Source organism: Micromonospora sp. NBC_00330, from assembly GCF_036136635.1.
Lineage (GTDB): Bacteria > Actinomycetota > Actinomycetes > Mycobacteriales > Micromonosporaceae > Micromonospora > Micromonospora salmantinae.
Genome location: NZ_CP108012.1, coordinates 1,438,357 through 1,463,559, shown reverse-complemented (window position 1 = coordinate 1,463,559; position 25,203 = coordinate 1,438,357). Strand labels below are relative to the sequence as shown.

At 70.8% G+C, this 25,203-nt stretch carries 20 protein-coding genes and 1 pseudogene; 12 read left to right on the top strand and 9 right to left on the bottom strand.

Features of this window, described 5'->3' with window-relative positions; translation table 11 throughout:
- Window positions 1–57: 57 nt before the first annotated feature.
- Complete coding sequence (locus tag OG598_RS06465) at window positions 58–1,332, bottom strand: ABC transporter substrate-binding protein (protein WP_328653509.1); 1,275 nt, start codon at window positions 1,330–1,332, stop codon at window positions 58–60.
- A gap of 135 nt (window positions 1,333–1,467) precedes the next feature.
- Here OG598_RS06465 and OG598_RS06460 point away from each other — a divergent pair, with 135 nt between their 5' ends.
- Window positions 1,468–2,259 (top strand): IclR family transcriptional regulator, encoded by a 792-nt coding sequence (locus tag OG598_RS06460; protein ID WP_328653508.1) that lies wholly within the window; start codon window positions 1,468–1,470, stop codon window positions 2,257–2,259.
- 19 nt (window positions 2,260–2,278) lie between these two features.
- On the opposite strand, the gene OG598_RS06455 is transcribed toward OG598_RS06460, so the two are convergent.
- Window positions 2,279–2,593 (bottom strand): chorismate mutase, encoded by a 315-nt coding sequence (locus tag OG598_RS06455; protein WP_328653507.1) that lies wholly within the window; start codon window positions 2,591–2,593, stop codon window positions 2,279–2,281.
- Window positions 2,594–2,732: 139 nt separating this feature from the next.
- On the opposite strand from OG598_RS06455, the gene OG598_RS06450 reads away from it, so the two are divergent.
- The gene (locus tag OG598_RS06450) at window positions 2,733–3,617 is read left to right on the top strand and encodes a CDP-diacylglycerol diphosphatase (protein ID WP_328653506.1); all 885 of its coding nucleotides are present in this window, start codon (window positions 2,733–2,735) and stop codon (window positions 3,615–3,617) included.
- Here the strand turns inward: OG598_RS06450 and OG598_RS33530 are convergent.
- From OG598_RS33530 to OG598_RS06440, 3 genes and pseudogenes are all read right to left on the bottom strand, one after another.
- The gene (locus tag OG598_RS33530) at window positions 3,527–3,874 is read right to left on the bottom strand and encodes a hypothetical protein (protein WP_442931494.1); all 348 of its coding nucleotides are present in this window, start codon (window positions 3,872–3,874) and stop codon (window positions 3,527–3,529) included. The two genes, OG598_RS06450 and OG598_RS33530, sit on opposite strands and share 91 nt — an antisense overlap.
- 191 nt (window positions 3,875–4,065) lie before the next feature.
- Window positions 4,066–4,587, bottom strand: a pseudogene (locus OG598_RS06445) (TetR/AcrR family transcriptional regulator); the annotation flags it as partial.
- Window positions 4,580–5,416: an alpha/beta fold hydrolase gene (locus OG598_RS06440; RefSeq protein ID WP_328653504.1), complete on the bottom strand. Its 837-nt coding sequence runs from the start codon at window positions 5,414–5,416 to the stop codon at window positions 4,580–4,582. The gene OG598_RS06440 and the pseudogene OG598_RS06445, both read right to left, overlap by 8 nt.
- A 145-nt stretch (window positions 5,417–5,561) precedes the next feature.
- Between OG598_RS06440 and OG598_RS06435 the strand changes: the two genes are divergently transcribed.
- Window positions 5,562–6,164 carry a class I SAM-dependent methyltransferase gene (locus tag OG598_RS06435; RefSeq protein ID WP_328653503.1) on the top strand — a complete coding sequence of 201 codons (603 nt, stop codon included), beginning with the start codon at window positions 5,562–5,564 and terminating at the stop codon, window positions 6,162–6,164.
- 93 nt (window positions 6,165–6,257) lie between these two features.
- Here the strand turns inward: OG598_RS06435 and wrbA are convergent, their stop codons facing one another.
- Window positions 6,258–6,866, bottom strand: a complete 609-nt coding sequence (gene wrbA / locus OG598_RS06430) for an NAD(P)H:quinone oxidoreductase (RefSeq protein ID WP_091399821.1) — start codon at window positions 6,864–6,866, stop codon at window positions 6,258–6,260.
- A gap of 182 nt (window positions 6,867–7,048) precedes the next feature.
- Here wrbA and OG598_RS06425 point away from each other — a divergent pair, with 182 nt between their 5' ends.
- Window positions 7,049–9,871, top strand: a complete 2,823-nt coding sequence (locus tag OG598_RS06425) for an AfsR/SARP family transcriptional regulator (protein ID WP_328653502.1) — start codon at window positions 7,049–7,051, stop codon at window positions 9,869–9,871.
- A gap of 69 nt (window positions 9,872–9,940) precedes the next feature.
- Window positions 9,941–11,506: an alpha/beta hydrolase gene (locus tag OG598_RS06420; protein WP_328653501.1), complete on the top strand. Its 1,566-nt coding sequence runs from the start codon at window positions 9,941–9,943 to the stop codon at window positions 11,504–11,506.
- Window positions 11,507–11,625: 119 nt separating this feature from the next.
- Here the strand turns inward: OG598_RS06420 and OG598_RS06415 are convergent, their stop codons facing one another.
- Complete coding sequence (locus tag OG598_RS06415; protein ID WP_328653500.1) at window positions 11,626–12,018, bottom strand: YybH family protein; 393 nt, start codon at window positions 12,016–12,018, stop codon at window positions 11,626–11,628.
- A gap of 360 nt (window positions 12,019–12,378) precedes the next feature.
- On the opposite strand from OG598_RS06415, the gene OG598_RS06410 reads away from it, so the two are divergent.
- On the top strand, window positions 12,379–14,127 hold the full coding sequence (locus tag OG598_RS06410; protein WP_328653499.1) for an alpha/beta hydrolase-fold protein: 1,749 nt from the start codon (window positions 12,379–12,381) through the stop codon (window positions 14,125–14,127).
- Between the two features lie 66 nt (window positions 14,128–14,193).
- Here OG598_RS06410 and OG598_RS06405 read toward each other — a convergent pair whose 3' ends face one another.
- The gene (locus OG598_RS06405) at window positions 14,194–14,907 is read right to left on the bottom strand and encodes an alpha/beta fold hydrolase (RefSeq protein ID WP_328653498.1); all 714 of its coding nucleotides are present in this window, start codon (window positions 14,905–14,907) and stop codon (window positions 14,194–14,196) included.
- A 109-nt stretch (window positions 14,908–15,016) separates the two neighbouring features.
- On the opposite strand from OG598_RS06405, the gene OG598_RS06400 reads away from it, so the two are divergent.
- The 3 genes from OG598_RS06400 to OG598_RS06390 all read left to right on the top strand — a co-directional run bounded on the left by OG598_RS06400 (window position 15,017) and on the right by OG598_RS06390 (window position 18,289).
- Window positions 15,017–15,682 carry a DNA alkylation repair protein gene (locus OG598_RS06400; protein ID WP_328653497.1) on the top strand — a complete coding sequence of 222 codons (666 nt, stop codon included), beginning with the start codon at window positions 15,017–15,019 and terminating at the stop codon, window positions 15,680–15,682.
- A gap of 74 nt (window positions 15,683–15,756) precedes the next feature.
- Window positions 15,757–16,995, top strand: a complete 1,239-nt coding sequence (locus OG598_RS06395) for an MFS transporter (protein ID WP_328653496.1) — start codon at window positions 15,757–15,759, stop codon at window positions 16,993–16,995.
- A 1,009-nt stretch (window positions 16,996–18,004) separates the two neighbouring features.
- Window positions 18,005–18,289, top strand: coding sequence for a hypothetical protein (locus OG598_RS06390; RefSeq protein WP_328653495.1), 285 nt, complete (start codon window positions 18,005–18,007; stop codon window positions 18,287–18,289).
- 87 nt (window positions 18,290–18,376) lie between these two features.
- Here the strand turns inward: OG598_RS06390 and murQ are convergent, their stop codons facing one another.
- Window positions 18,377–19,270 (bottom strand): N-acetylmuramic acid 6-phosphate etherase, encoded by an 894-nt coding sequence (murQ, locus tag OG598_RS06385; protein WP_328653494.1) that lies wholly within the window; start codon window positions 19,268–19,270, stop codon window positions 18,377–18,379.
- Between the two features lie 252 nt (window positions 19,271–19,522).
- Here murQ and OG598_RS06380 point away from each other — a divergent pair, with 252 nt between their 5' ends.
- Genes OG598_RS06380 through OG598_RS06370 form a run of 3 tightly spaced genes read left to right on the top strand, consistent with a single transcriptional unit; the run spans window position 19,523 to window position 25,191 of the window.
- On the top strand, window positions 19,523–21,085 hold the full coding sequence (locus tag OG598_RS06380) for a sodium:solute symporter (protein ID WP_328653493.1): 1,563 nt from the start codon (window positions 19,523–19,525) through the stop codon (window positions 21,083–21,085).
- An 11-nt stretch (window positions 21,086–21,096) separates the two neighbouring features.
- The gene (locus OG598_RS06375) at window positions 21,097–22,293 is read left to right on the top strand and encodes an anhydro-N-acetylmuramic acid kinase (RefSeq protein WP_328653492.1); all 1,197 of its coding nucleotides are present in this window, start codon (window positions 21,097–21,099) and stop codon (window positions 22,291–22,293) included.
- A 24-nt stretch (window positions 22,294–22,317) separates the two neighbouring features.
- A complete protein-coding gene (locus tag OG598_RS06370) occupies window positions 22,318–25,191 on the top strand; it encodes an FAD-binding and (Fe-S)-binding domain-containing protein (protein ID WP_328653491.1) in 2,874 nt (957 codons plus the stop codon).
- Window positions 25,192–25,203 lie beyond the last annotated feature (12 nt).

Here is a 25,203-nt window from a genome sequence, read left to right as displayed (position 1 = left end):
GGAAGGACGCTGCCGGCGCACGGATCGTTGCGCCGGCAGCGTCGCCGTGTCGAGCGGTCAGCGGACCAGTTCGCTCGCCTGCTGCTGGGCGCGATCCAGTGCCGACGTGAGGTCGGCCTTGCCCTGCAGTGCCGCGACCACGTTCTGCACGACCACCTTGCGGATGTCCGGCGTCTTGGCCTCGAACCCCAGCACGATCTGCGGCAGGCTGGTCTCGGTGAGTCCGTCGAAGACGGGGAGGAACGGGGTCGCCTTGAGCGCCTCCGCGCTGCGCTGCGTGGTGGTGGCCACGCTGCTCGCGCCGAGGATCTCCTGCAGCTTGACCTGGTTCTGCGGCTCCAGCGCCCACTTGATGAAGGTGCCGGCCTCGTCCTTGCCCTCACTCGCCTCGTTGATCACGATCGGTGCGAGGATGGCGCCCTGCTTGCGGACCGGGAACGGGATGGGCGCGACGTTGAAGTTCAGCTTCGCGTTCTGGCCGCGGGTGGCGGTCACGTAGCCGCCGTTGTTGAGCTCCATCCCGACCTTGCCCTCGGCGAACATCCGCCGGAAGGTGGCCGCGTCCGCTCCGCGCGGGATCACGTTCGCGTCGTACAGGTCCTTGAACGCCTGCAGGCCCTTGAGGTTCTCCGGCGAGTTGATCGTCAGGTTCTTGCCGTCGGACCACGCGCCGCCGAAGCCGTACACGTAGTTGAAGATGTCCTGCCAGACACCGGCCTCCTCGGCCTCCGTCTGACGGAACGCCAGGCCGAAGACGTCGCCCTTGGTCAGCGACTTCGCGGTGGAGCTGAACTGCTCGTAGGTGGTCGGCGGCGTCGGGATCAGCTCCGCGTTGTAGAACATCGCGTAGTTCGACGCTTCGAAGATGACGCCGTGCCGGACACCGTCGTGGACCATGAACTGGTCCGGCTGCTTGAGCAGGTCGTACTTGCCGGCGTCGATCACCTTGTCCAGCGGCGCGACGAGGCCGGCGTCCGAGGCCGCCTCGAACTCGGGCATGTCGAAACGAATCAGGTCGGGGCCCTTGCCGCTGCCCATCTGCGTGAGCACGGTCTGGCCGAAGGTCGGGTACGGCACCGCGGCGGCGGACACCTGGACCTTGGTCTGGCTCTGGTTGAACTCGTCGAGCCACTTCGTCAACAGCGGCCCGCGGCCCGGGTCGCCGAAGGTCGAGGCGGCGAAGGTCAGTTTGGTGACGCCGTCGCCGGAGTCGCCGTCCGAGCCGCAACCGGTCAGGAGGGTGGCGACCAGGCCGAGGGCACATGTCGCCCTGGCGATGCCGAAATGAGCGCGCTTATTACCCATCGTTACTCCACTGTTACGTGTTGGCACCGAACCGATTAAATTGCAACGATCGTAGCGCCATGTGCAACGGTGTCAAGTGGCGATTGCGCATCGCGTCATCTATATTGCATAATGTGCAATGACTGCGACGGTGCTGTCCGTCGCGCGAGGGGAGACACAGCCTTGGCGCAATCAATCCGCCGCGCGATCGACCTCATCCGTCGATCCGCGGAGCACCCGCTGTCCCTTACGGAGGCTGCGGACGTGCTCGGCGTCCACAAGTCCACAGCCCTGCGCATCCTGCAGACACTGGAGTCCGCGCGCTTCGTCCGCCGCACCGGCGCGGGCACCTACGTGCTCGGCAGCGGCCTGATCGAGCTGTCCGAGCTCGCGCTCGGCTCGATGGACCTCCGCCAGCCCGCAGCCGCGCACCTGCGTGCGCTGCAACGCGCGACCGGCCACACCGTACACCTGGCGCAACTGACCGGCGACGAGATCATCTATATCGACAAGGTGGACAGTCCGGCGTTCGACGCCGTCAAGCTGCCCTCGCGGGTGGGACGCGCCGTGTCCATCTACGCGAGCGCCGTGGGCAAGACGATCCTGGCCTACCTCCCCCGGCAGGAACGCGACCGACTGCTCTCCCACGTCGTCTTCGAGAAGTTCACCGACACCACCTTCACCGACAACGACGCCCTGGAAGCCGAACTTGCCCGCATCCACGACTGCGGCTGGGCCGTGGACAACGGCGAGCACGACGCGTACGTGATGTGCGTGGCCGCACCGATCAGGGATTCGCGGGGACAGGTCATCGCCGCCGCCTCGATCACGGCGATCGAGGTCATCGCAAGCCTCGACCAGCTCAAGAGCAACCTTCCGCTGCTCCTGGAGACCGCCAACAAGATCTCGTACGAGCTCGGCTACGCGCCGCCCGTCTTGGCGACCCCGGACGGCGAGAGCCGCTCCGCTACCTGAACGCGCACGTCCCGGGCGATTACCGCGTTCTCGGCGCCGAGCCGTCGGTGATGCGGTGGTGCTCGTCGGTCTCCATGTCGATGAAGGCCTGGATCATGCCCCGGTAGATCTGTTCGATCAGATCCGGGTCGGCGCCGGCCTCGCCGGCCAACGTGCGGACCCGGGCCACCACCTGCGCCACCCGGTCCGGCGCACGGACCGCCTGAGCGTCGCTCTTGAGCGGGGCGGCCTGCCGGACCAGCGCCTCCCGTCGGGCGAGCAGCCCGACCATTTCCCTATCCAGCTCGTCGATCCGAGCACGGATCTCGGTCAACGTCGCCGCAGTCTCTGCCACGCCGGGAATCGTCGCACGACGGCGACACGATCAGGCGACCCGTTCGCCGGGCGACGCATCGAATGCCCGTTTTCGACCTAATCTCGACACGTTCATGTTCGCCTCGGCACGGCAACCACGGAGGATGACGATGGGCGGAATGCCACGACGTCAGTTCGTCAGACTCTCCGGGACCGCCGGCGCCACGGGACTGCTGGGTCTGGCCGGCGCGGACCGGGCGCTGGCCGACGGCGGCCCGACCCCCGAACCCTCCCCATCGACCCCCGGCGGCCCGGGCGTCGGGGCGTGCCCCACACCCTCGGCCCTGTGCGGCCACCCCACCGACACCGGTGGCAGATACGACCTGTGGGACCGGGTCCAGGTCTGCGAGGGCACGAAAACCGGCCCACCGTTCCCCCAGTGTCTGCGCACGACTCCCACGTACGTCATCCTCAATGGAGGATCCGGGTCGAACCACGACTTCCTGCTCGTACCCAGTTGCCGGATCAGCGGCATCGAGTGCCCGTTCATCACCACCGCCAACGCGCCGAACTACTGGCTGGAGGCGTGGAACAACGCGCAGCCGGGGCAGCCGGGGCACGTCGTCTACCCGCACATCGGGCTGGGCGTCAACTCGGCCGACCCGACGATCCGGATGCAGGACCAGTTGCACATCCACCTGGCCGGGATCCACTCAGGGATACAGACGCAGCTCAACAACCACGACGGCGCGATCAGCAACGACCCGTCGCGCTGGCGCAACCAGATCGTGCCGATCTGGGGTCTGACGAGCACCGGCCTGCCCGCCCCGCGCTCGTACCGGGTGCTGCACGTCGCGAACCTGAACGGGAACCTCTTCCGACTCCTGCTGGACAGCGTGGTGCTACCGACCGGGGCGACCATGGCCGCGCAGATGCTGGCCGTGACGCCCCGTCTGATCGGCAGCGGCGGGTTCTACGTCCTGAACAGCGAGCCTGGCCTGCCCGTCCCGGCCGGCCAGCCCGGCGGCACGGGCACCGTCGACTTCCTGCTCGCGTACGCCTGAGCCGTCCGCTCAGCGCAGCAGCGCCATCCGGTCGATGATGGAGTCGCCCAGCGCTGGTGTCCAGGGGAACAACGGCGCCGCCACCTGGAGCTGGGCGAATCCGTGCAGCCGACCCGGAGCACCGTCGCGTCGGCGAAGAGGTCCGCGCCGTGCACGAGCAACGTCATCGCGGCGTGAGATGCCGAGCCGGGTTCGGTGGTGGCGACGACAACGGTCTGGCCGTCCTCGGTACGCAGGGTCTGCTGTGTCACGTCCATCGCACCGACCAGCGGGTGACACATCTGGTAGACGGTGTCGCCGCCGGCCTTCACCCCGGCGGTCGGCCCACATCGCCGCGAACTGCGGACTGCGCACCGTCAGCTCACCGACCAGCGCCGCCATCAGCGGGTCGTCCGCTGCCGCTGGCAGCGCCGGCGCGAAGGCCCTGATCGATAAAGTTGATCAACCAGGTGAAGCTGTCGTCGACGGACGCGTCGATCTGGAAGCCACCGGCCGCCTCCAGGGTGGCGAAGCCGTGCAGGACGCTGCGCAGCGTCCGCATGGCGTGGATCTCCTGGCCGGGGTCCAGGTCGTACCCGTTGAGCATGGCCGCCCAGGAGGCGAGCACCCGCTCGCTGGCCGGGATGAACGGGTCGTCGGGGCCGGTCGGGCGGGTGGCGTTGGCGGCCGCGTACCGGCCGGGGTGTTCCCGCACGTACGTCCGCATCGCCTGCGCGCCAGCGGCGAGGGCATCGCTGCCGGACCGGCCCTGAATGGCGTCGCGGATGGCATCGCCGGCCTCGGTCATGCCCAGGACGGCGATCCGGTGCGCCAGCTCGGCCTGGCTGGTGACGTGCTTGTAGAGCGAGGGGGTCTTGACCCCGAGCCGTTCGGCGAGCAGACCCATGCTGAGGTTGTCGAAGCCGACCTCGTCGACCAGCGCGGCCGCGGCTTCGGTGACCGATGCTGGGGTGAGCCGCGCCTTAGGCACTGGTCAGCGTCCGGGCGAGGAAGGGCAGGGCCAGGGCGAGGACCTCGTCGGGCGTCTGGGCGTGCGGATAGTGGCCGGCGCCCTCGATGACTGCCAGCTCGCCGAGCCCACGCGGCAGGTCGGCGAGGATGCGCTCGCCCTCGGCCCGCGGGTCGGCCCAGTCGGGGTCGGCGCCGCCCTGGATCACCAGGACCGGGCAGGTGACGTTGGGCAGTTGCCGACCGGCGTCGGCCGGGCTGGTCTTGGCCATTGCCTGGAGGACCTTCATCCGGCCGGGCTCACTCATCGTGGCGTCGATGCGCGCCAGCTCGCTGTGCCAGTCGGCGGGCTTGGTGGGGTACGCCACGTCGAGGTACTTCTTCCAGTTCGCCAGGCTGCCCCGCAGCAGGACCTGCGCCAGTTGGAGGTAGCCGGCCCGGAAGCGCTTCACCCGCACCAGCCCACCCAGATCGAAGGACTGTGCGCGGGTGAACGGCGCCAGCTCGATGACGCCGACGATCAGCTCGGGCGCGGTGGCGGCCGCGATGGTCGCGGCGCCGCCGCTGATCGACTGGCCGATGATGACGGCCGGTCCGCCGAGGTGGCGCACGACGGCGACGAGGTCGCCAGCGATGTCGGTACGGCTGTAGCCGTCCCAGCCGAGGCTGGAGTCGCCGCAGCCGCGGATGTCGACGTTGGCGACCTGGTATCCGGCCGCGACCAGTGCCGGCGCGACGAACCGGTAGGAGTGCCGGGTGTCGCCCATGCCGTGTGCCAGGACGACCAGTGGGCCCTGCCCGGTGACCTCGTAGGCGATGGTGTTGCCGGCAATGCTCAGGTGTTCGATCATGACGCCCTCCACGGAAGCTAACGCGATTAGCTTAAGGCTAACCGCATTAGCTGGAGCTGGCAAATGCCGGCCCCCGCTGCTTTCCTCCGCCCCGGCCGGGCTGGGGATGGAGCGCATCGGGGGCGGCGTTCCGTATAGTGCCGCGATGGAAACGGACACGGTACGGCAGGCTTACGCGTCCGTCGCGGAGCTCTACATCGAGCTGTTCGGCACGAGCCAGCAGGTGGACACCGACGACCTCGCCCTCATCGAACGACACCTGGGCAGCCGGACCGGCCGGGTGCTCGATCTGGGGTGCGGGCCTGGCCACCTCACCGGCTACCTTCGAGAGCTGGGCGTCGACGCGATGGGGATCGACCTGGTCCCCGAGTTCATCGCGCATGCGCGGGCGTCCCATCCGGGCGTCGAGTTCCACCTCGGTTCGATGGAACGCCTCGACGTGGCCGAGGACTCCATCGACGGCATCCTGGCCTGGTACTCGTTGATTCATCTTCCGCCGCCGGAGTTCGACGGCATGCTCAAGGAGTTCCGGCGAGCGCTGGTCCCGGCCGGGCGGTTGGTCCTGGGCGTCTTCGACGCCGAGGAGGTCGGCGCCTTCGACCACAAGGTCCTGACCGCCTACCGCTGGCCGGTCGACGAGATCTCCGAACGACTCGGCCGGGCCGGTTTCCGGGAGGTCGAACGCCTCCGGCGACCCGGCACCGACGAGCATCGACCGCTTGCCGCCGTCGCGGCGATCGCGGTGTGAGACGCCGAGGGCCGGCCTCCCGTCGTGGGAGACCGGCCCTCGCCCAGCAGAGCACCCGCGTCGACTCGGGCGTCCGTTACGGCGCCAGCGCGCTCAGGCGCTGAGCTTCCCGGCGATCTTGACGACCCGCTCGGCCATGTGGTCGAGGGCAGCGAACTGGGCGTCGCCCAGCGGGGCGTCGTTGCTTCCGCCGGTGACGTGCGAGACGCCGTACGGGTTGCCGTCGGCGAACTTCAGCGGGTCGGTGTAACCCGGGGCGACGACCAGACCGCCGAAGTGGTGGACGGTGTTGTAGAGCGCGAGAAGCGTCGACTCCTGGCCGCCGTGCGCGGTCATGGAGGCGGTGAAGCCGGCGTACACCTTGTCGGCGAGCAGCCCCTGCGCCCACTGCGGGCCGAGGGTGTCGATGAACTGCTTGAGCTGGCTGGCGACGTTGCCGTAACGGGTGGGCGTGCCGAACAGCACCGCGTCGGCCCAGACGACGTCGTCGGCGGTCGCCTTCGGCTCGTTCTTCGTGGCGTCGAAGTGCTGGCTCCAGGCGGCGTTGGAGGCGATGGCCTCCGCCGGGGCGAGCTCCGGAACCTGACGCAGCCGCACCTCGGCGCCCGCCTTCTCGCCGGCCTCGGCGAGGCGCTTGGCCATGGCGTGGAGGGTTCCGGTGGACGAGTAGTAGATGACGGAGAGCTTGGTCATCGGAGGCATCCTTCCCAAAGTAGTTGCCGCTGATAAATTTGCGGCCGCAACAATCTCGACTGTAGCAGCCGCCTCGCGGCACCCCAACGTCCTGACGATGCCCGCTGCGTGACGGAGCACACCAGGAAACGGGGGCGGGCCGCGGCCGTCCAGCCGATGAGGCCGGATGGTCGGGCCCCTACGATGAGGCGATGGACCGGGCTGGGGCGACATCGGCGCCCCGGTACCAGATGCTCGGACCGGTCGAGGTGCGCTCGGCCTGCGGGGACCGGCTGGCCCTCGGCACACCGATGCAGGTGCGCCTCCTGGCCGTCCTGATGTCGCAGCCCGGCACCGGGTGGTCCATCGACCAACTCGTCGACGAGCTGTGGCAGGGGCGCCCACCGAAGACGGCAGCCGGCAACGTGAAGACCTACGTCTGGGCGTTGCGCCGGGCGCTGCGTTCTCCGGGCTTCCCCGACCCCGCCATTCTCGCCGGACCGACCGGCTACCGCCTCGCCCTGGACGGGCTGACGGTGGACAGCGTGGCCTTCGACGACCTGGCCCAGCGCGGGTATTCCGCGCTGCGGCACTGTCACTGGTCAGCCGCCCAGGAGTCGTTCGAGGCCGCGTTGGCGCTCTGGCGCGGGGAACCGTTCGCGGGCCTCCCCGGCTGGGGGGTGTTGCTCTCCGTCCGAGCGCGGCTCCAGGAGCAGCGGTCGAGCCTGGCGGAAGAGGTCGCGGACCTCCAACTGCGCGCCGGACGGCATCACGAGCTGATCGAACCGCTGCGGAGCCAGGTCGACGACGATCCGCTGCGCGAGCGCCCATGGGGGCAACTGATGGTGGCCCTGGCGCGGACCGGTCGGCGTGCCGACGCGCTGGCGACGTACCGGCAGCTCCGCCGCCTCCTCGCCGAGGAGGTGGGCGTCGAGCCCGGTCCCGATCTCCAACACCTGCACACTCGCATCCTGCGGGCGGAGCGGGAGCTGTTGACATCCGATCCCCCGCCACCGGAAAGAACCCCGCCGCGAATCGTGCCCCGGCAGCTACCGGCCCCACCGACGTTGTTCACCGGCCGGGCCGAGGAGCTGGCCCGGCTCACCACGCTGCTGCTCGGTGACTCCCGCTCAGCCAGCACCGTCGTCATCACCGGTACGGGCGGCGTCGGAAAGAGCTGGCTGGCGCTGCGCTGGGCGCACGACAACCTGCGTCACTTCCCCGACGGGCAGCTCCACGTCGACCTGGGTGGATTCGGCACCGCGACGCAGGAGGCGTCACCCTCGGCCGTCGTCGTACGCTCGCTCCTGCCCGCCCTTGGTGTGAAACCCCTGGAGATTCCCGCGGAGCCGGCGGCCCAGTTCGCCCTGTACCGCAGCCTGACCGCGGACCGGCGGCTGCTCGTGCTGCTCGACAACGCCCGCGACGCGGAACAGGTGCGACCGCTGCTTCCGGGGTCGACAGGCTGCGGTGTGCTCGTGACGAGTCGCCACACCCTGCCCGGCCTGGTCGCCACCGATGGCGCCCACCCCCTCGCGCTGGACCTGCCCAGCGACGACGAAGCGCGCCAACTACTCGTCCGCCGACTGGGTGCGCAGCGGGCCGCCGCCCAGCCGGCAGCGGTGGACGAGCTGATCAGACGTACCGCGCGGTTGCCACTGGCCCTGTCCATCGTGGCCGCGCGAGCCGCCGCCCGGCCCACGTTTGCGCTCCAGGCCATCGCCGACGATCTGGCGGCGAGCCGGGGTGGGCTCGCCGCCCTGGCCACCGACGATGCCGCCACCGACGTGCGCACCGTGCTCTCCTGGTCGTACCGATTGCTCAGCGCTGACGCGGCCCGACTGTTCCGGCAGATCAGCCTGCACCCCGCCCCGGACGTCAGCGCGGCGGCGGCGGCCAGCCTCGCCGGGGCGCCACCGCAGAGGATCCGGCCGGCGCTCGACGAGTTGACCCGAGCGAACCTGCTGGCCGAGCCGTCCCCCAACCGCTTCCGTTGTCACGATCTGCTCCGCGCCTACGGGGAGGAGCTGACACACGCGCTCGACAGTCCGGCCGACCGTAGCGCCGTCCGCAGGCGGGTGCTCGACCACTACCTGGTTGCCGCTCGGGACGCGGCGAGGCTGGTCGACCCCGGCTGGCAGCCGCTCGATCCGCCGCCCCTGCCCTCCGACGCGTCGGCGTTCCCCGACCACCGGGCCGCGTTGGCCTGGTTCACCATCGAACAGCGGGTGCTGCTGGCCGCCGTCGACGACGCTGTCGCGCACAGCTTCGACGCCCACGCCGGGCAGCTCGCCCAGGCCCTCACTCCCCTGCTCGGCCGGCTCTCGCAGTGGCACGACCTCGCCGCCGTGCAGGCCATCGCGGTCGCGGTCGCGCACCGCCGCAATGATCCACGCGCCGAGGCGCTGGCCCACCGCGACCTCGCGCTGGCCCACATCCAGCACCGCCGGTTCGGTGCGGCCCACCATCACCTCCGGCGCGCGATGGCCCGGTACGACCAGGCCGGCGACCGCCCGGGGCAGGCCAGCACCCACCTGCACCTCGCCTGGCTGTCCGACATCGAGGGCGACGCCGGCGCGGCACTGCCGCACGCCAGGCAGGCGCTGGCGCTGGCCAGCAGCACCGACGACCGGCTCGGCGAGGCGGCGGCGCTCAACGCCCTCGGCTGGAGCCACGCGCGGTTGGACGAGCACGCCCGCGCCATCACCTACTGCGAGCAGGCGCTCGCGCTCTACGAGGAGGCCGAGGACCGGCTCGGCGCGGCCCACACCTGGGACAGTCTCGGATTCGCCTATCACGGCCTCGGGAAACATCCGACCGCGGCGGACTGCTACCGGCGCGCGCTCACGCTCTATTCCGACGTCCAGGACCCGTGCGGAAGGGCTGACACACTCGTCCGCCTCGGCGACACCCATCAGGCGGTGGGCGACCACGACACCTCTGTCGACCTGTGGCGGCAGGCCTTGGCGATCCTCGACCGGGTCGGTCATCCGCAGGCCGCGGTGCTGTCCGAGCGGCTGGCGGCGTACCGATGAATGCCCTGCGCCGGCCGTCCCCGGACCGGCATGGATCCGACGTGGACCGGGCGTCGGCAGGCTGGACGAATGTTGACCACGAAGAGAACCACCTTCCGGCCTCCCCGCGGGGCTGACCGTCGACGACGGCGGCTCCTCGGCAACCTCTCGGCCGTCGTCGCGGTCCTCGTCGCCCTGTCGCTCAACGCCCCACCGTCGCTCGCGGGCACCACGCCGACGGCCGGCGGCACCGGGCCGGCCACCGCAGACACCACCGGCGGTGGGAACGGTCGGATCGACTGGCAGGCATGCCCGGAACAGCCCGACGATCCGGGCACGCGCTGCGGCACCCTGCGCCTGCCTGTCGACTGGGCCCGACCGGGAGGGGAAACCTTCCCACTGGCCCTGGCCCGGCGTCCCGCCACCGACCCGGCCGCCCGCATCGGTGTCCTGGTCTTCAACCCCGGCGGTCCCGGGCTGTCCGGGGTGGACGTGGCGCTGACGGCCGCCAGCCAGCTCGGGCCGGACGTGCTGCGCCGCTTCGACATCGTCGGCTTCGACCCACGGGGCACGGTCCGTAGCGCACCGGTGCGCTGCTCGTCGGCGCTGCTGGGCCAGCACCCCTCCCTGACACCCGCCACCGCGACGGAGTTCGAGCGACTGCGGACCTACAACCGCCAGTTGCGCGACGACTGCCGCGCCCACAGCGGCCCACTGTTCGACCACCTGGACAGCGTGAGCGTCGCGCGGGACACGGACGCCATCCGGGCCGCACTCGGTGAGCGGCAGCTGAGCTTCTATCAGTGGTCCTACGGCACCCTGATCGGGCAGTCCTACGCGGAACTGTTTCCCGACCGCGTCCGCGCACTGGTCATGGACAGCGTGATGGACCACAGCCAGGGGGTCAGGGAGTACTTCCGCAGCGGGGCGGCCAGTAACGAGGAGCTGTTCCACGAGTTCGTGACCTGGTGCGGGCGGAACTCCGGCTGCGCGCTGCACGGGCGTGACGTGCCGGCGCTCTACGACCGACTGATGCGCCGTGCCGATGCTGGCACGCTTGTCGACGCGACCACCGGCGCCACGCTGACCTGGTTCGAGCTCGGGTTCGCGACCTTCGTCAACTTCTTCGACGCGACCTGGGCCGATCTCGCGACCATGCTGCTCGCGCTGGAGCGGGGCGAGCCCGCCTCACTCGCGTCCCCGATGGTGCCGGTGGACGGCGACGAGGACCTGACCGAGTACGCGCTGCCGGCGTTCTGCCAGGACTGGTCGCTGCCGATCGACGGGTTCGCCGACTGGAACCGATATCTCGACCTGTCCCGCTCTGCGGCACCGCACCTGCGGGCTTCCCCGTTGGCCGTCCGCTTCGGCGCGATCTGTCTGGGCTGGACGGCGACGAACCCACAACATCAGCTGCGGGTCCGGACGAGCGCGCCGCTGCTGGTGCTCAACGGGCGGTACGACCCGGCCACCCCGTACGACGGGGCTCAGCGGGTGGTGCGCCAGCTCGGCAGCCGGGGCCACCTCGTCACCTACGAGGGGTCGGGCCACGCCAGCTACCCACGGACCGAGTGCACCCGTCGTCAGGTGGAGCGGTACCTCATCAGCAGAACCACACCGCCGGTCGGCGCGAGCTGCCCGGCCGCCCCGGTCTGACGGGTCGACGTCGTCACGGCGACGCCCCAGCTCGCGCCAGGTAGTGCGACCGGTCCGACGTCATGTCGGTCAGGTCTCCTACCCGGCGGCTGGGGCGTCGCCGGCGCAACCGTTTCCGGTCAGGAGCCGTCGGGCGGGTCGGCGGGCTGCTGTCCCGGCCAGAACGGCCACTCCTCGAATGAGCGGCACCGTCCGTCGTCGGCGAACCGCATGATCCACAGGTCGCGGTACTCCTGGTCGACGGGGTCGCCGTAGCGGACCTCTTGGCGCGACACGGCGGTGTCACCGTCGACCGCGACGATCTCCGTGGTCAGCTGGAACACCTCGTCGGGGCCCTTGCGCTGCTTCTCCCACATCCGGGCGATGGCCGGCAGGCCGACGACGGGCGTCCAGTACGGCCCCTGCTGATAGCTCGCGTCCTCGGTGAAGAGCGTGACCAGCGCGTCGGTGCCCGGGGTCCGCCAGAGCCGCTCGTAGGTGGCAAGCCAATCCTCGACGTGCTTCCTGTCCATGGCCCTCACCTTGCCATCCGTGCGGCGATCAGCTGGGCAAACGCGCAGGCCGCGGGTGGCGCACCCGTCGAGGCGCTGGCCGGCCTCGGCCCTGGACACCCTTGACATCGAAAGGTTCAGCCAGCCACACTCCCGATGCTAATTCGATTTAGCGGCCATCGAAGCCCTCAACCCCAGCACCGGACCAGACCGCGACGAGCGACCACCACAAAGGAGTCTTCGCGCATGAGGGAAACGACCGGAAGACGCAGGCTCCGGCTTGCGATCTCGATTCTCACGCTCACGGCACTCGGTGCGGGGTCCGTCCTCCCCGCCCCGGCTGCCGCCGCCGGCAGGCCCGCGCCCGCGCCGGGTGCGACGGTGAAGGCGGACCGCACCTCACCGACCGGATACACGGTCACGTTCGTCTACCGCAATGCCCACGCCACCCAGGTCCGCCTCGCCGGGGACCTGACCCTGCTCGACGTCGACACCGGCACCACGCGCTACCAGCCGGAAGAGTGGCAACCGGGGCGCTACCACGCGGGCGGCACCGAGTTCCTGCGGGAGATGACCAGGGACCCGAAGGGGAACTGGTCGGTCTCGGTCCCGCTGCACGCCGGAGGTCTCAGCTACTGGTACCGCGTCTGGGACCCGACGCAGGGCTGGGAGAACAAGCGCATCTGGGACCCCGCCTCGACGAACCCTCGGCCGCCGGGCGAGTCGTCGTTCCGGGTCAGGAACAACGACGTGCTCGACGCCGTGCACGTGCCGTACGCCAAGAAGCAGAACGACCCGGTGCTGAAGGCGCGTGCGGACTACGAGGTGCCGGTGGCCGACCGCGCGAAGCGGGGAACCGTCCGGTACGTCCCGTACACCACGATCCTGGGTGACAGCGGCCACTACCTCGGCGTCTACCTGCCGGCCAACTACGACGCCAACCGCGCGGAGCCGTACAAGGTCGCGTACCTCGCCCACGGCATCTTCGGCGACGAGACCGACTTCATGGTCCCCGCGAACGTCCCGAACATCCTGGACAACATGACGGCCAGGGGCGAGATCGAGCCGACGGTGGTCGTCACCATGGGCAACCACTTCACGGGCACCAGCCTCGGCTTCGCGTCCTACAACCAGACCAACGCGGCCAACAACCTGGTCCGGACGATCCTTCCTCTCATCGAGAGCAGCTACAACGTGTCGACCGAGCGCTCCGGGCGGGCCTACGCCGGGTTCTCGTACGGCGGGATGACGGGCGGCGTCGTCATCAAGAACTACCCGACCATCTTCGCGTTCTACGGGCACTTCTCCGGCAACCCGTCGCTCACCACCCAGGACTACGACACCATCGCGAACGCGGTCGGGGACGACGATCTGTCCGTCTTCCTCGGCAATGGCATCTTCGAGGGCAACCTCAACGCCCAGAACGCCATAGCTGACAACTTCCGGGCCCGGGGCTACGCCGCCGCGACGACCCAGGTCCCCGGCGCGCACGACGGGATGACGGCGGGCCAGCTGTTCACGATCTTCGCCCGGGATCACCTGTGGTCGGGGGTCGACTCCGTGTCGGTGACGCCCGCGACGGTGAACCTGACGAAGGGCTGGAACTGGGAGAGGCAGTTCACCGCCCAGGTGACGACCAACGAGGGTGTGAGCCCGGCGGTGACGTGGTCGGTCCAGGGAGCGACCTCCACCGGCACCAGCATCTCCGCGGAGGGCCTGCTCTCGGTCGCCGCAGCGGAGACCGCGTCGTCGCTCACCGTCGTGGCGACGTCGGTGGTCGATCCGACCAGGTCACGCTCGGCCCAGGTCACAGTGACGCCTCCGGGCCCGGCACGGGTCGCGGTGCAGGCGAAGGCCACGCCGGCCTCGGTCGTCAGCGGTGGCACGTTCACGCTGACCGTCGACGTACGGGCACAGTCTCCGCACCGCAAGGCTCCGAAGGTGACCGGCGAGGTCGCCGTCACCTTCGGCGGCACCACCCAGATGGTTCCGCTGCGTGGTGGCTCGGCCGTCGTCGAGTTGCCGACCGGCGGGCTGCCAGCAGGGGTGTACCCGGTGCAGGTCGCCTACTCGGGTGACAGGGTCCACGCCCCCACCGCTGCGGTCCACCAAGGGCTGCGGGTTCGCTAGCCAGCAGGCAGGGGTGGGCCGGCGACCTCTCGTCGTCGGCCCACCGCCAGCTGTCCGTCCGGACCGTCAGCTCACGCCCCGAACCGCCTCGATGATCGTCTCGGCGACCTCGCTCGGCCGGGCCACAGTCATCGCGTGCGAACCGCCGACGACCTCGCGCTGCCCCCGGGGGTTGGCCCGCTCTGCCATGAACCGGTGCGCTTCGGCGGGGATGTTCTTGTCAGCGTCCCCGAACACGAACCAACTGGGCAGCGATCGCCAGGCGGGGTCGCCGGTGAGCTTGCCGCCCAGGCCCTCTTCGGTGATCGGCCGCTGGGTCCGGGCCATCAGCGCGGCCACGTCGTCCGACGAGTCCGCGCAGAACTGCGCGTGGTACTGGTCCTGTCCGATCGCCACCTCGTTCCCGCCGGTCGACAACGGGTACTGCACCAGCGTGTCGGCGAGCGTACTGCCGGGGAACTTCGCGGACAGCGTCATCGCCGACTCGCCGGTGTCCGGGGCGAAGGCGTTGACGTACACGAGGGCCCGCACCGAGGTATCGCCGGCTGCGGCCTGCGTGATCACCATGCCGCCGTACGAGTGGCCGACGAGGACGACAGGACCGCCGATCCCGCGGACGACATCCCGCACGTACGCGGCGTCGCCTGCCACGCTCCGCAGCGGGTTCGCGACGGCCACCGAGTCGTACGCGGCGCCCAGCCGCTCAAGGACACCGTTCCAGCTCGCCGACTCGGCGAACGCACCGTGCACGAGCACGATGGTGGGCTGTGGATCAGGCATGACAGGTGCCCCCTCACTCCGTGAAGCTGTTCACCGCCGGTCGCACTGGTACGCCTGGATACCCGTTACGCGAGTGTGAAACGTCCGGCCCGATGAGCAGGAGGCTGCGATGGATACGACGGCGGTGGCCGAGGTGATGGCCGAGCTGGCCGAGTTGGAGGACCCGAAGGCACGGGAGGTGAACGCCAGACACGGTGACGATCATGGTGTGCACCTCGGCGCGCTTCGGGCGCTCGCGAAGCGACTGAAGACGCAGCACGATCTCGCGCGCCAGCTCTGGGCGACGGGCGGGGCCTCGGCGCGGCTGCTGGCAATCCTGATCTGCCGTCCCAGGGCGTTCGAGCGGGACGAGTTGGACGTCATGGTGCGCGAGGCGCGCGCCCCGAAGGTGCACGACTGGCTCCTGAACTACGTGGTGAAGAAGAGCCCGCACTCCGAAGATCTGCGGCTGGCCTGGTTCGCCGACTCGGATCCCGTGGTCGCGAGTGCCGGCTGGGCGCTGACCACCGAGCGCGTGACGAAGAAGCCCGAGAGTCTCGACCTCCCGGGACTGCTCGATGTGATCGAGACCGAGATGAAGGACGCGCCGGATCGCCTGCAGTGGGCGATGAACCACTGCCTGGCGCAGATCGGTATCGAGCACGCCGAGCACCGCGCCCGGGCGATCGACATCGGCGAACGCCTCGAGGTGCTCAAGGACTACCCCACCTCGCCCGGCTGTACGTCTCCGTTCGCGCCCACCTGGATCGGCGAAATGGTGCGCCGAGCGGGATAGGCAGCGGTTCTCGGTCGAGCCCGCATCGGCGGGGTCGACGTCGTCTCCCGCGCACCCCTATAGTGAGTTCCGTTATGGGACTTACTACGTTCTGGCGGTGGTGGATCGCCGGCACGACCAGCCAACTCGGCTCGGCGGTCGGCGCGCTGGCCCTACCGCTGACCGCGCTGACAGTGCTCCACGCGTCGGCGTTCGAGATGGGTCTGGTCACGGCGGCGGGCTACCTGGCGTACCTTCTGATCAGCCTGCCGGCGGGCGTGATCGTGCAGCGCCTGCCGCTGCGTGGCATGCAGGTCGCCCTGGACCTGGTCCGGGCCCTCGCCATCGCGTCGGTCCCGCTGGCCTGGTGGTTCGACCTGCTGACGGTGGCCCAGCTGGTCGCGGTCGCCCTGGTGGTGAGCTTCGCCAACGTGCTGTTCGACGTGGCGAACCAGACCTTCCTGCCGGAGATCGTGCCGGCCGCGCAGTTGCAGGCCCGCAACAGCCTCACCTCCGGCACGCACGCCGCCACCGCGCTCGGCGGGCCCTCCCTGGGCGGTCTCGCCGTGCAGGTGCTGGGCGCGGTGCCGACGCTGTTCGTTGACGCCGTCAGCTACCTGCTCTCCGCCACGTTGCTGCGCACCCTGCCGTCCCGGCGGGTGCAGCGACCGACCGAGCGGCCGCCGATGGTCACGATGATCCGCGAGGGCTGGCACTTCGTGCTGCGGCACCGGATCATCGGACCGGCCATGTGGGACGCCACAGCGACGAACTTCGTCAACGGCGCCATGCTCGCCCTGTTCCCGTTCTACCTGGTGCGTGAGCTGCACGCGTCGCCGCTCATGGTCGGGCTGCTGCTCGCCGCCGACGGCCTCGGCACGCTCATCGGCGCGGCGTTGACGACCCGGTTCACCGATCGGTTCGGTACCGCACGTGGCCTGATCATCGCGGCCTTCGTCGGCGTGGCCGGCGCGCTCATCATCCCGCTGGGCACCGGTTTCGCCGCGTTCCTGGCCTTCGCCGTCGGAAACCTCATCTTCGCCAGCTCCACCGTGGTGCTCAGCGTGACCACCCGTACCTACCGGATGCTCGCCAGCCCACCGGAGCTGCTGTCGCGGGTGATCGCCACTGTCAAGTTCGTCTCCTGGGGCGCCATCCCGATCGGCGGCCTGCTCGCCGGCATCCTGGCCGGGCCACTCGGCGCCCGTACCACCCTGCTGATCTTCGGGGCTCTCACCGTGCTGTCCCCGATCATCTACCTGTCGACGCCGATACGCCGACTGCGTGACCTGCCGCTCGACCCCACGCCGACACCCACCGAGGCGAGGGTGTGACCCGGCCGGGTGCGCTCCCGGTCCGTCCACATGGCTCACCGAGAGATATCGACAGGAGGTGTAGCCCTCGGCGCCCCGGGGCAAGAACCCGCACATGGAGGAAACGGCAGGGCGCGAGGGGCAACAGCTCGGCCGGCGGCACCGCACCGGTGAGCCGGACCGGGCAGGCCTGGCGGCCGTGCTGCCAGCGGCCTCCGTCTGATGCGGCTGAGGCACAGCCTCCCCCCGGTGGCGCTCGGCGCGGTGGCGCTCGGCGCGGCTCTGGGCGCCAACCCCGCCCACGCCGACACCCCGTCGCCGTCGCGGCTACCGCTGGTGGAGGTCGCCACCTCGCCGCAGGCCGTCAAGGTTTCGGTGGCCCACGTGGTCGGGGTGCAGCTGACCGTCCCCCTGCCCCTGCCGACCGCTGTCGTCTCCCTGCCCGTGCCTCTACCGTCGACGGACCCGCTGCCTCTGCCGTCGACGGACTCGCTGCCCCTGCCGTCGGCTGTTCCGCTGCCGACGCCGTCGGCCGAGCCCTCCACCGCCCGGCCAAGTCGGCCGGCCGATACCCCGTCGTCGTCGCAGGCCACAGGTGCACCAACCGCCTCGGCGTCTCCAAGGGCACGGGTGGCCTCGGGGCCATCGCCGGCACCGTCGACGCGTGTACCGGCGACGGTGACCCGAAGCGGCGCTCGCGGCATGTCCGATGGCCGCGCGTCGGCGCAGGCACGGGCGACGATGACCGCCGTCACCGGACAGCGGCCCAACCCGCCCGCCCGTCCCGCACCGGGGCCACCGGCGTTCGTGCTGGCGCTCGCGTCCGCACCGACTGGCGTCGGCGCTGGCGCCGCTGATCCACCCACGTCAACAGCCGAAGCGTCGCCGCCCATTTCGCCGCTGCGGCCAGGTCTCACCGTCACCGCCGTCGACATGCGCGCCAGCAGCCGTCCCGTCGAGCGGGGTCCTCCCCCGCCCCGACAACTCCTGATCACCCACTCGCGTCCACGACGTTGATCAGGAGAGGTTCATGGAAATCGCCGTTATCTGGATCCCCGCCCACATCGAGCCGTCGGAGCCCGCCGTCGCGAGGTGCCTCAGCCACCTTCGCGGACACTCCTACCGATTCGCAGGAATCATGCGGGCCCCGTGGGAGACCGTCGAGCAGACGATGATCGACGGTGAGGTGGATGTCGTCGTCATCGCCGACTTCGCCCACCTCCCGCCGGATCGGTCCCCCCGGATCGAGCTGGCCAGCTCCCCCGACGGCGACGCGGACGAGGATCGAACGGTTCCGGACACACAGCTCGACTGACACCACGAAGCGCCCCGTCCGTCATGGACGGGGCGCTTCGTCGATCTGGCTTACTGCTCCGCACACCGTGCGAACAGAAGCCTGGGGTCAGGCCGCGACGGCCGCCCGGACGTCGTCGTCGGCGGCGCGCAGCCGGGCTGCGGCCTCCTCGGCGGTGCAGTTCGCCAACAGCAGCACGATGGCCGTCTTGGCGTGCCCCTGCGCCGCCGCGAGCGCCCGCGCCGCCGTGTCGAGGTCGGTGTCGGCGGCCTCGGCGACGATCCGACGCGCCCGGTCGACGAGCTTCTCGTTCGTGGCGTTCATGTCCACCATCAGATTGCCGTACACCTTGCCGAGCCGGGCCATCGTGGCGGTGGAGAGCATGTTGCAGACCAGCTTCTCGGCGGTGCCGGCCTTGAGCCGGGTGGAGCCGGTGAGCACCTCGGGGCCGGTGGGCACCTCGATGGCGACGTCGGCGTGCCGGCTGGTCACCGCGTCGGTGTTGCAGGCCACCGAGACGGTCGCCGCGCCAAGCGCGCGGGCGTGATCCAACCCACCGACCACGTACGGGGTGCGGCCGCTGGCGGCGAGCCCGACGACCGTGTCGCGGGCGGTCAGGCCGACGGCGTCCAGGTCCGCGACGGCGCGGGTCGGGTCGTCCTCCGCGCCCTCGACGGCGACACCGAAGGCTCGTGCCCCGCCGGCGAGCAGACCGACGACCCGCTCGGGCGTCGTACCGAAGGTGGGTGGGATCTCGACGGCGTCGAGCATGCCGATCCGGCCGCTGGTGCCCGCGCCGAGGTAGATCAGCCGTCCGCCCTGACGGAGCGACGCCACGATGACGTCGACGGCGGCGGCGATGTCCGGCACGGCCCGGCGGACGGCGTCGGCGACCGTCTGGTCCTCGTCGTTCATCGCGAGAAGCAACTCGGTGGGAGACATCCGGTCGAGGTCGCCGGTCTTGTCGTTGCGGGTCTCGGTGCCGAGGGTGCTGAGGTCCACGGGGTGCTCGTTCCTCTCGCTGGTGTGCAGTCGCCGGCCGGCGGGGAGAGGTCCTCCGGTCGCCCGGCGGCTCGCCGTCGAGCGTGTCCTCGCGACCCGCCGCCGCGGCCAGGCCGAGGGCGCAGCCGCGAACAGTCCCCGTATCAGCAGGCTGAAACCACAGCGTAACCAGCCCGGACGGGCGGTGGCAAAAAGTTTCGCGCTAGGCTCAGTCAACGTCACTTATTGACAACCGCTGGTTGGGAGCGAGCCGTGCGTCAACTCGACCTCGTCGTGATCGTGCTGTACCTCGTGGTGATCGCCTACGTCGGACTACGCCTGTCCGGTAAACAGAAGTCCGCCAAGGACTACTTCGTGGGCGAGGGTCGGCTGCCCTGGTGGACCGTCTCGTTCTCCGTGGTCGCCACCGAGACCAGCGTCCTGACCGTGATCAGTGTTCCCGGCGGCGCCTACAGCGGTCAGGGCTTCGGCAACGTCGAGCTGGCCCTGGGTTACGTCATCGGTCGGGTCGTCGTGGCCGCGGTGCTCATCCCGCTCTACAAGCGGGGTGGGTTCGTCAGCGCCTACCAGTACCTCGGTGAGCGGTTTGGCCTGAAACTCCAGGGGCTGGCGTCGGTGACGTTCGTCTTCACCCGCCTGCTCGCCGAGGGTGTACGACTGTTCGCCTCGGCGATCCCCATCAAGCTTCTTCTCGACGAGTTCGGGCTGAATGTCGGCTATCAGGCCATCATCGTCGTCCTGACGCTCATCACTGTGGTCTACACCTACCTCGGTGGCATCAAGGCGGTCATCTGGACCGACGCCATCCAGATGGGGCTGTACCTGGGCGGGGCGATCCTGGCCATCGCGGTGCTCAGCCACGCCGTCGGCTTCGACGGCTACTCGCAGGCGCTGGACGCCGGCAAGTTCCAGCTCTTCGACACCAACTTCGCCCTCTCGCACGTGCTCACCAGCCCGTTCGCCCTTCCGACCGCGATCATCGGTGGCGCGATCTTCGCGATGGCCAGCCACGGGTCGGACCAGCTGATCGTGCAGCGCATCCTGTCGACCCGCACGCTGCGCGAGGGGCAGAAGGCGATGATCTCCTCGGGCATCTTCGTGGTGATCCAGTTCGCGGCGTTCTCCCTGGTCGGCGCGCTGCTGTGGTCGTACAACAAGGGTCAGACCTTCAAGGAACTCGGCCTGGCCAGCAGCGACAACCTCTACCCGAGCTTCATCCTGCACGCCCTGCCGGTGGGCATCTCGGGTCTGCTGGTGGCCGGCATCCTCGGCGCCGCCATGGGCTCGCTGTCCTCGGCTCTGAACTCGATGTCGAACTCCACAGTCGCCGACTTCATCCACAGCTTCTTCCGCACGGTCCCGTCCGACGACGCGATGCTCCGCCTCGCCCGGGTGATGACCCTGGTCTGGGCGGTGCTGATGGCGGTCTTCGCCTGCGCGTTCAGCTCCAGCACCGGAAACGTCTACCTGACCGGTTTGACCATCGCCGGCTACACCTACGGCGCGCTGCTCGGCGCCTTCCTGCTCGGCCGCCTCGTCAAGCGGGCCAACCAGGTCGACGCGGTGATCGCCTTCCTGGTGACCGTGGCGGTGATGACCTACATCGTCCGCTACGTCAAGATCGATGTGACGACGGCCGGGACGACCACCGCCACCGCCATCGCCGCGCAGTGGCTGGTCCCGATCGGCGTCCTGATCACCCTGGTCGTCGGCGCGGTGTCCAGCCGGTTCCACCCGGCCCCGGAGACGCCGTACGACCATGGACGTAGCGACGAGGTCGACGACGACGCGGCGGCGCCAGCCGGCCACGCGTGAAGGAGGACGTGATGCGCGTGATCGGCCTGATGTCCGGAACCTCCTACGACGGCATCGAAGCCGCCGCGGCCGAGTTCGAGGTGAGCGGCGACACACTGCGAATGCGACCGCTGGGTCGGCTCAGCCATCAGTACTCCGACGAGTTGCGCACGCGGATCGCCGCGGCCCTGCCGCCCGCGGCGACCACCACCGAGGCGATCTGCGTGCTGGACACCGGCATCGGCCAGGCCTTCGCCGAGGCCGGCGTGCGGGCCCTCGCCCACCTGTGCGACGGCGATGCCGACCTGGTCGTCTCGCACGGGCAGACCATGCACCACTGGGTCGAGGACGGCACGGTTCGGGGCACTCTCCAGTTGGGTCAGCCGGCCTGGATAGCGGAGGCCACCGGCCTTCCGGTCGTGGCCGACCTGCGCAGCCGCGACGTGGCCGCCGGCGGCCAGGGCGCTCCCCTGGTCGCCCTCTTCGACGCGCTGCTGCTGGGTGGCCTGCCCGGCGTTCCGGCCGCCCTGAACCTGGGTGGCATCGCCAACATCACCGTCGTCGCTCCGGACGCGGACCCGCTCGCCTTCGACACCGGGCCGGCGAACGCACTCCTCGACGCCGCCGTCCGCCACTTCAGCGGGGGCACCGAGGAGTACGACCGGGACGGGCGCGGGGCCGCCGCCGGGCAGGTGAACCCGGACCTGCTGCGCCGGCTGCTCGACGAGCCGTACTACCGGCTGCCCAGCCCGAAGAGCACCGGGAAGGAGCTGTTCCATCTGCCCTACCTGCTCGCCGCCCTCGCCGACGCGCCCACGCCGGACCCGCAGGACGTGTTGGCCACGCTCACCCGGCTGACCGCGGTCACTGTGGCCGGCGCCTGCCGCGACCACGGCGTCACCCGGCTCGTCGTCTCCGGCGGCGGCGCACACAACCCGACGCTGATGCGCATGATCGCCGACGAGCTGCCCGGCGTCGAGCTGTCCTCCAGTGACGACCTGGGCGTCGCGTCGGACGCCAAGGAGGCGCTGGCCTTCGCGCTGCTGGGCTACCTGACAGTGCACGCGCTGCCGGGCACCCTGCGCTCGGGCACCGGCGCGCGGCACGCCTCCGTGCTCGGCAGCATCACCCCCGGCCGGCAACCGCTGCGGCTGCCGGCCCCGGCCAACACCGCTCCCCGCCGACTGCTGATCGCCGGCCGTCCCGCCGTGCCGCCGGTGGCCGGCTGACCACGCTCCCGGGAGGATCCGCCGATGAGACCCCTCGTACCCGTGCCACCACCGACCGCGTCCGGCGCTCGCGCCCGCGCGGTCGCCGAGCTGCTGCGCTCACGCCTCGATGATCCGAGCCGGGCCAGCGCCGAGCTGCCCCGAAGGCTGGCGGCAGCGCACGACGCCTCGCCGTACCTCTTCGAGCCGCAGGCAGTGGTTCGCGCCGCCTCGGCCGCCGAGGTGGGGGCGTTGATGGCCGGCGCCCGGGAGGCCGGGGTGCCGCTGACCCTGCGCGGCGGCGGCACCAGCCTCGCCGGGCAGGCCGGCGGCGCGGGCGTGCTGGTCGACGTCCGTACCGACTGGCGGCACGCCGAGGTCCTCGACGACGGCCGCCGCATCCGGCTCCAGCCGGGCCTGACGATCCGGCAGGCCAACGCCCGGCTGGCCCGCTACCGACGCCGGCTCGGCCCGGACCCGGCCAGCGAGGCCGCCTGCACTGTGGGCGGCATGGTGGCAAACAATTCCAGCGGGATGACCTGCGGCACCACCGACAACGCGTACCGCACCATGGAGTCGCTGCGCTTCGTGCTCCCGTCCGGCACCGTCGTCGACTCCGGCGCCCGCGACGCCGACGACCGGCTGCGGGCCGACGAGCCCGAACTGCACGCTGGGCTGCTGCGCCTGCGCGACCGGGTGCGATCGACGCCGGGGTCGCGCGCCACCATCGAGCGGCTGTTCGCGATGAAGAACACCATGGGGTACGGCCTGAACTCGCTGCTCGACCACAGCACCCCGGTCGAGATGCTCGCCCACCTGATGATCGGCAGCGAGGGCACGCTCGGCTTCGTGGCCGAGGCCGTCTTCCGTACCGTCGAGATCCACGACCACGCTGCCACCGGCCTGCTGATCCTGCCCGGTCTCACCGACGCCACCGACGCGCTGCCGGCCCTGCTCGCCGCCGGCGCCCGCACCGCCGAGCTGCTCGACGCGGCCGCGCTGCGGGTCAGCCAGCGCGATCCGGGCGCCAGCCCGGCCCTGCGCGGGTTGACGGTCACCGGCCACGCCGCGCTGCTGGTGGAGTTCGCCGAGGACAGCGCGGAGCAGTTGGCCGCGACGCTGGCCGACGCCCGGCCCGTGCTCGATCGGCTGCCGGCCGTCACCGGCACCGAGCTGACCCGCGACCGACGCGAGCGGGTCAACCTCTGGCACCTGCGCAAGGGCCTCTACACGGCCGTCGCCGGGGCCCGCCCGCCCGGCACCACGGCCCTGCTGGAGGACGTCGCGGTGCCGATGCCACGCCTGACCGGCACCTGCGACGGGTTGATCCGCCTGTTCGACAGGCACGGCTACCCGGACGCGGTGATCTTCGGACACGCCCGCGACGGCAACCTGCACTTCATGCTGACCCAGTCCTTCGACACAGCGGCCGAGATCGACCGCTACGCCCGGTTCACCGACGACATGGTCGACCTGGTGCTCGCCGAGGGGGGAACACTCAAGGCGGAGCACGGCACCGGTCGGGCCATGGCGCCCTTCGTCCGCCGCCAGTACGGCGACGAGCTGTACGACGTGATGCGCGAACTCAAGCGGTTGTGTGACCCGAGCGGCCTGCTCAACCCCGGTGTGCTGCTCAACGACGACCCGACGGTGCACCTGCGGCAGCTCAAGGCCGTCCCGACTGTCGACCCCGAGCTGGACGCCTGCGTCGAGTGTGGCTACTGCGAGCCGGTCTGCCCCACCGCCGACGTCACCACCACGCCCCGGCAGCGCATCGTCCTGCAACGGCAGATCGCCCTCGCCACCGCCGCCGGCGACGAGGAGCGCCGCCGGGAGCTGGCCGCCGACTACGAGTACGCCGCAGTGGACAGCTGCGCCGCGGACAGCCTCTGCGTCACCGCCTGCCCGGTCGGCATCGACACCGGTGCCGCGATGAAACGGCTGCGCGCCGAGCGGCACAGCCCTCGCGCCCAGCGCACCGCCCGCACCGCGGCTCGGCACTGGCAGGCCGCCGTGACGGGCGTACGGGTGGGGCTGACCGCCGCACACGCCGTACCGACGCCGGTGACCCGCGCCGCCACCAAGGCGATCCGTGGGATCGGCGCCACCGAACTCGTGCCGCTGTGGAGCGACGACATGCCGCGCGCGGGCGCGCCCCGCCCCACCCCGCGCAGCGCGCCGGACGCCCAGGCGGTGTTCTTCGCGGCCTGCGTCGGCAGCCTCTTCGCACCCGAGGACGGCTCGTCCGGCGGAACGGCTGCGGCGTTCCTGCGCCTCTGTGAACTGGCGGGAGTGCCGCTCGTCGTGCCGACCGGCACGGCGGGCCTGTGCTGCGGAACCCCGTGGCAGTCCAAGGGTTACCCCGCCGGTCACCGTGAGATGGCCGAGCGGACGCTGGCCGCGCTCTGGGTGGCCAGCGACGAGGGTCGCCTGCCCGTCGTGTGCGACGCGTCGTCGTGCACGCACGGGCTGACGCAGCTGACCGCCGCGCTGGCCGAGGAGGACCAGGCACGGTACGGCGCGCTGCGCTTCGTCGACAGCGTGACCTTCACCGCCGAGCACCTCCTGCCGGCGCTGCCGCAGCCCCGGCGACTGGGCTCGCTGGCCCTGCACCCCACCTGCTCCACAGTGCACCTCGGCGGCATCGACGACCTGCGCGCGGTGGCCGGGGCGGTCGCCGACACCGTCACAGTGCCGGACAGCTGGGGGTGCTGCGCCTTCGCCGGTGACCGGGGGCTGCTGCACCCCGAGGTCACCGCCGGCGCCACCGCGGCGCAGGCCGCCGAGATCAACGAGCGCGACCACGACGCGTACGCCTCCTGCAACCGCACCTGCGAGATGGGCATGAGCCGGGCCACCGGCCAGCAGTACCGGCATGTGCTCGAGGTGCTCGTCGAGGCGGTCGAGCCGCCGGCGTAGCCGGTGCCGTAC

What these genes read in the sequence shown, in the direction of transcription:
- OG598_RS06425 (WP_328653502.1), top strand. Translation starts at nt 7,049, where the DNA reads ATGGACCGGGCTGGGGCGACATCGGCGCCCCGGTACCAGATGCTCGGA.
- OG598_RS06375 (WP_328653492.1), top strand. Translation starts at nt 21,097, where the DNA reads ATGCGCGTGATCGGCCTGATGTCCGGAACCTCCTACGACGGCATCGAA.
- OG598_RS33530 (WP_442931494.1), bottom strand. Translation starts at nt 3,874, where the DNA reads ATGGACGTGACACAGCAGACCCTGCGTACCGAGGACGGCCAGACCGTT.
- OG598_RS06415 (WP_328653500.1), bottom strand. Translation starts at nt 12,018, where the DNA reads ATGGACAGGAAGCACGTCGAGGATTGGCTTGCCACCTACGAGCGGCTC.
- OG598_RS06440 (WP_328653504.1), bottom strand. Translation starts at nt 5,416, where the DNA reads ATGATCGAACACCTGAGCATTGCCGGCAACACCATCGCCTACGAGGTC.
- OG598_RS06435 (WP_328653503.1), top strand. Translation starts at nt 5,562, where the DNA reads ATGGAAACGGACACGGTACGGCAGGCTTACGCGTCCGTCGCGGAGCTC.
- OG598_RS06370 (WP_328653491.1), top strand. Translation starts at nt 22,318, where the DNA reads ATGAGACCCCTCGTACCCGTGCCACCACCGACCGCGTCCGGCGCTCGC.
- OG598_RS06400 (WP_328653497.1), top strand. Translation starts at nt 15,017, where the DNA reads ATGGATACGACGGCGGTGGCCGAGGTGATGGCCGAGCTGGCCGAGTTG.
- OG598_RS06395 (WP_328653496.1), top strand. Translation starts at nt 15,757, where the DNA reads ATGGGACTTACTACGTTCTGGCGGTGGTGGATCGCCGGCACGACCAGC.
- OG598_RS06405 (WP_328653498.1), bottom strand. Translation starts at nt 14,907, where the DNA reads ATGCCTGATCCACAGCCCACCATCGTGCTCGTGCACGGTGCGTTCGCC.
- OG598_RS06450 (WP_328653506.1), top strand. Translation starts at nt 2,733, where the DNA reads ATGCCACGACGTCAGTTCGTCAGACTCTCCGGGACCGCCGGCGCCACG.
- OG598_RS06390 (WP_328653495.1), top strand. Translation starts at nt 18,005, where the DNA reads ATGGAAATCGCCGTTATCTGGATCCCCGCCCACATCGAGCCGTCGGAG.
- wrbA (WP_091399821.1), bottom strand. Translation starts at nt 6,866, where the DNA reads ATGCCTCCGATGACCAAGCTCTCCGTCATCTACTACTCGTCCACCGGA.
- OG598_RS06420 (WP_328653501.1), top strand. Translation starts at nt 9,941, where the DNA reads ATGTTGACCACGAAGAGAACCACCTTCCGGCCTCCCCGCGGGGCTGAC.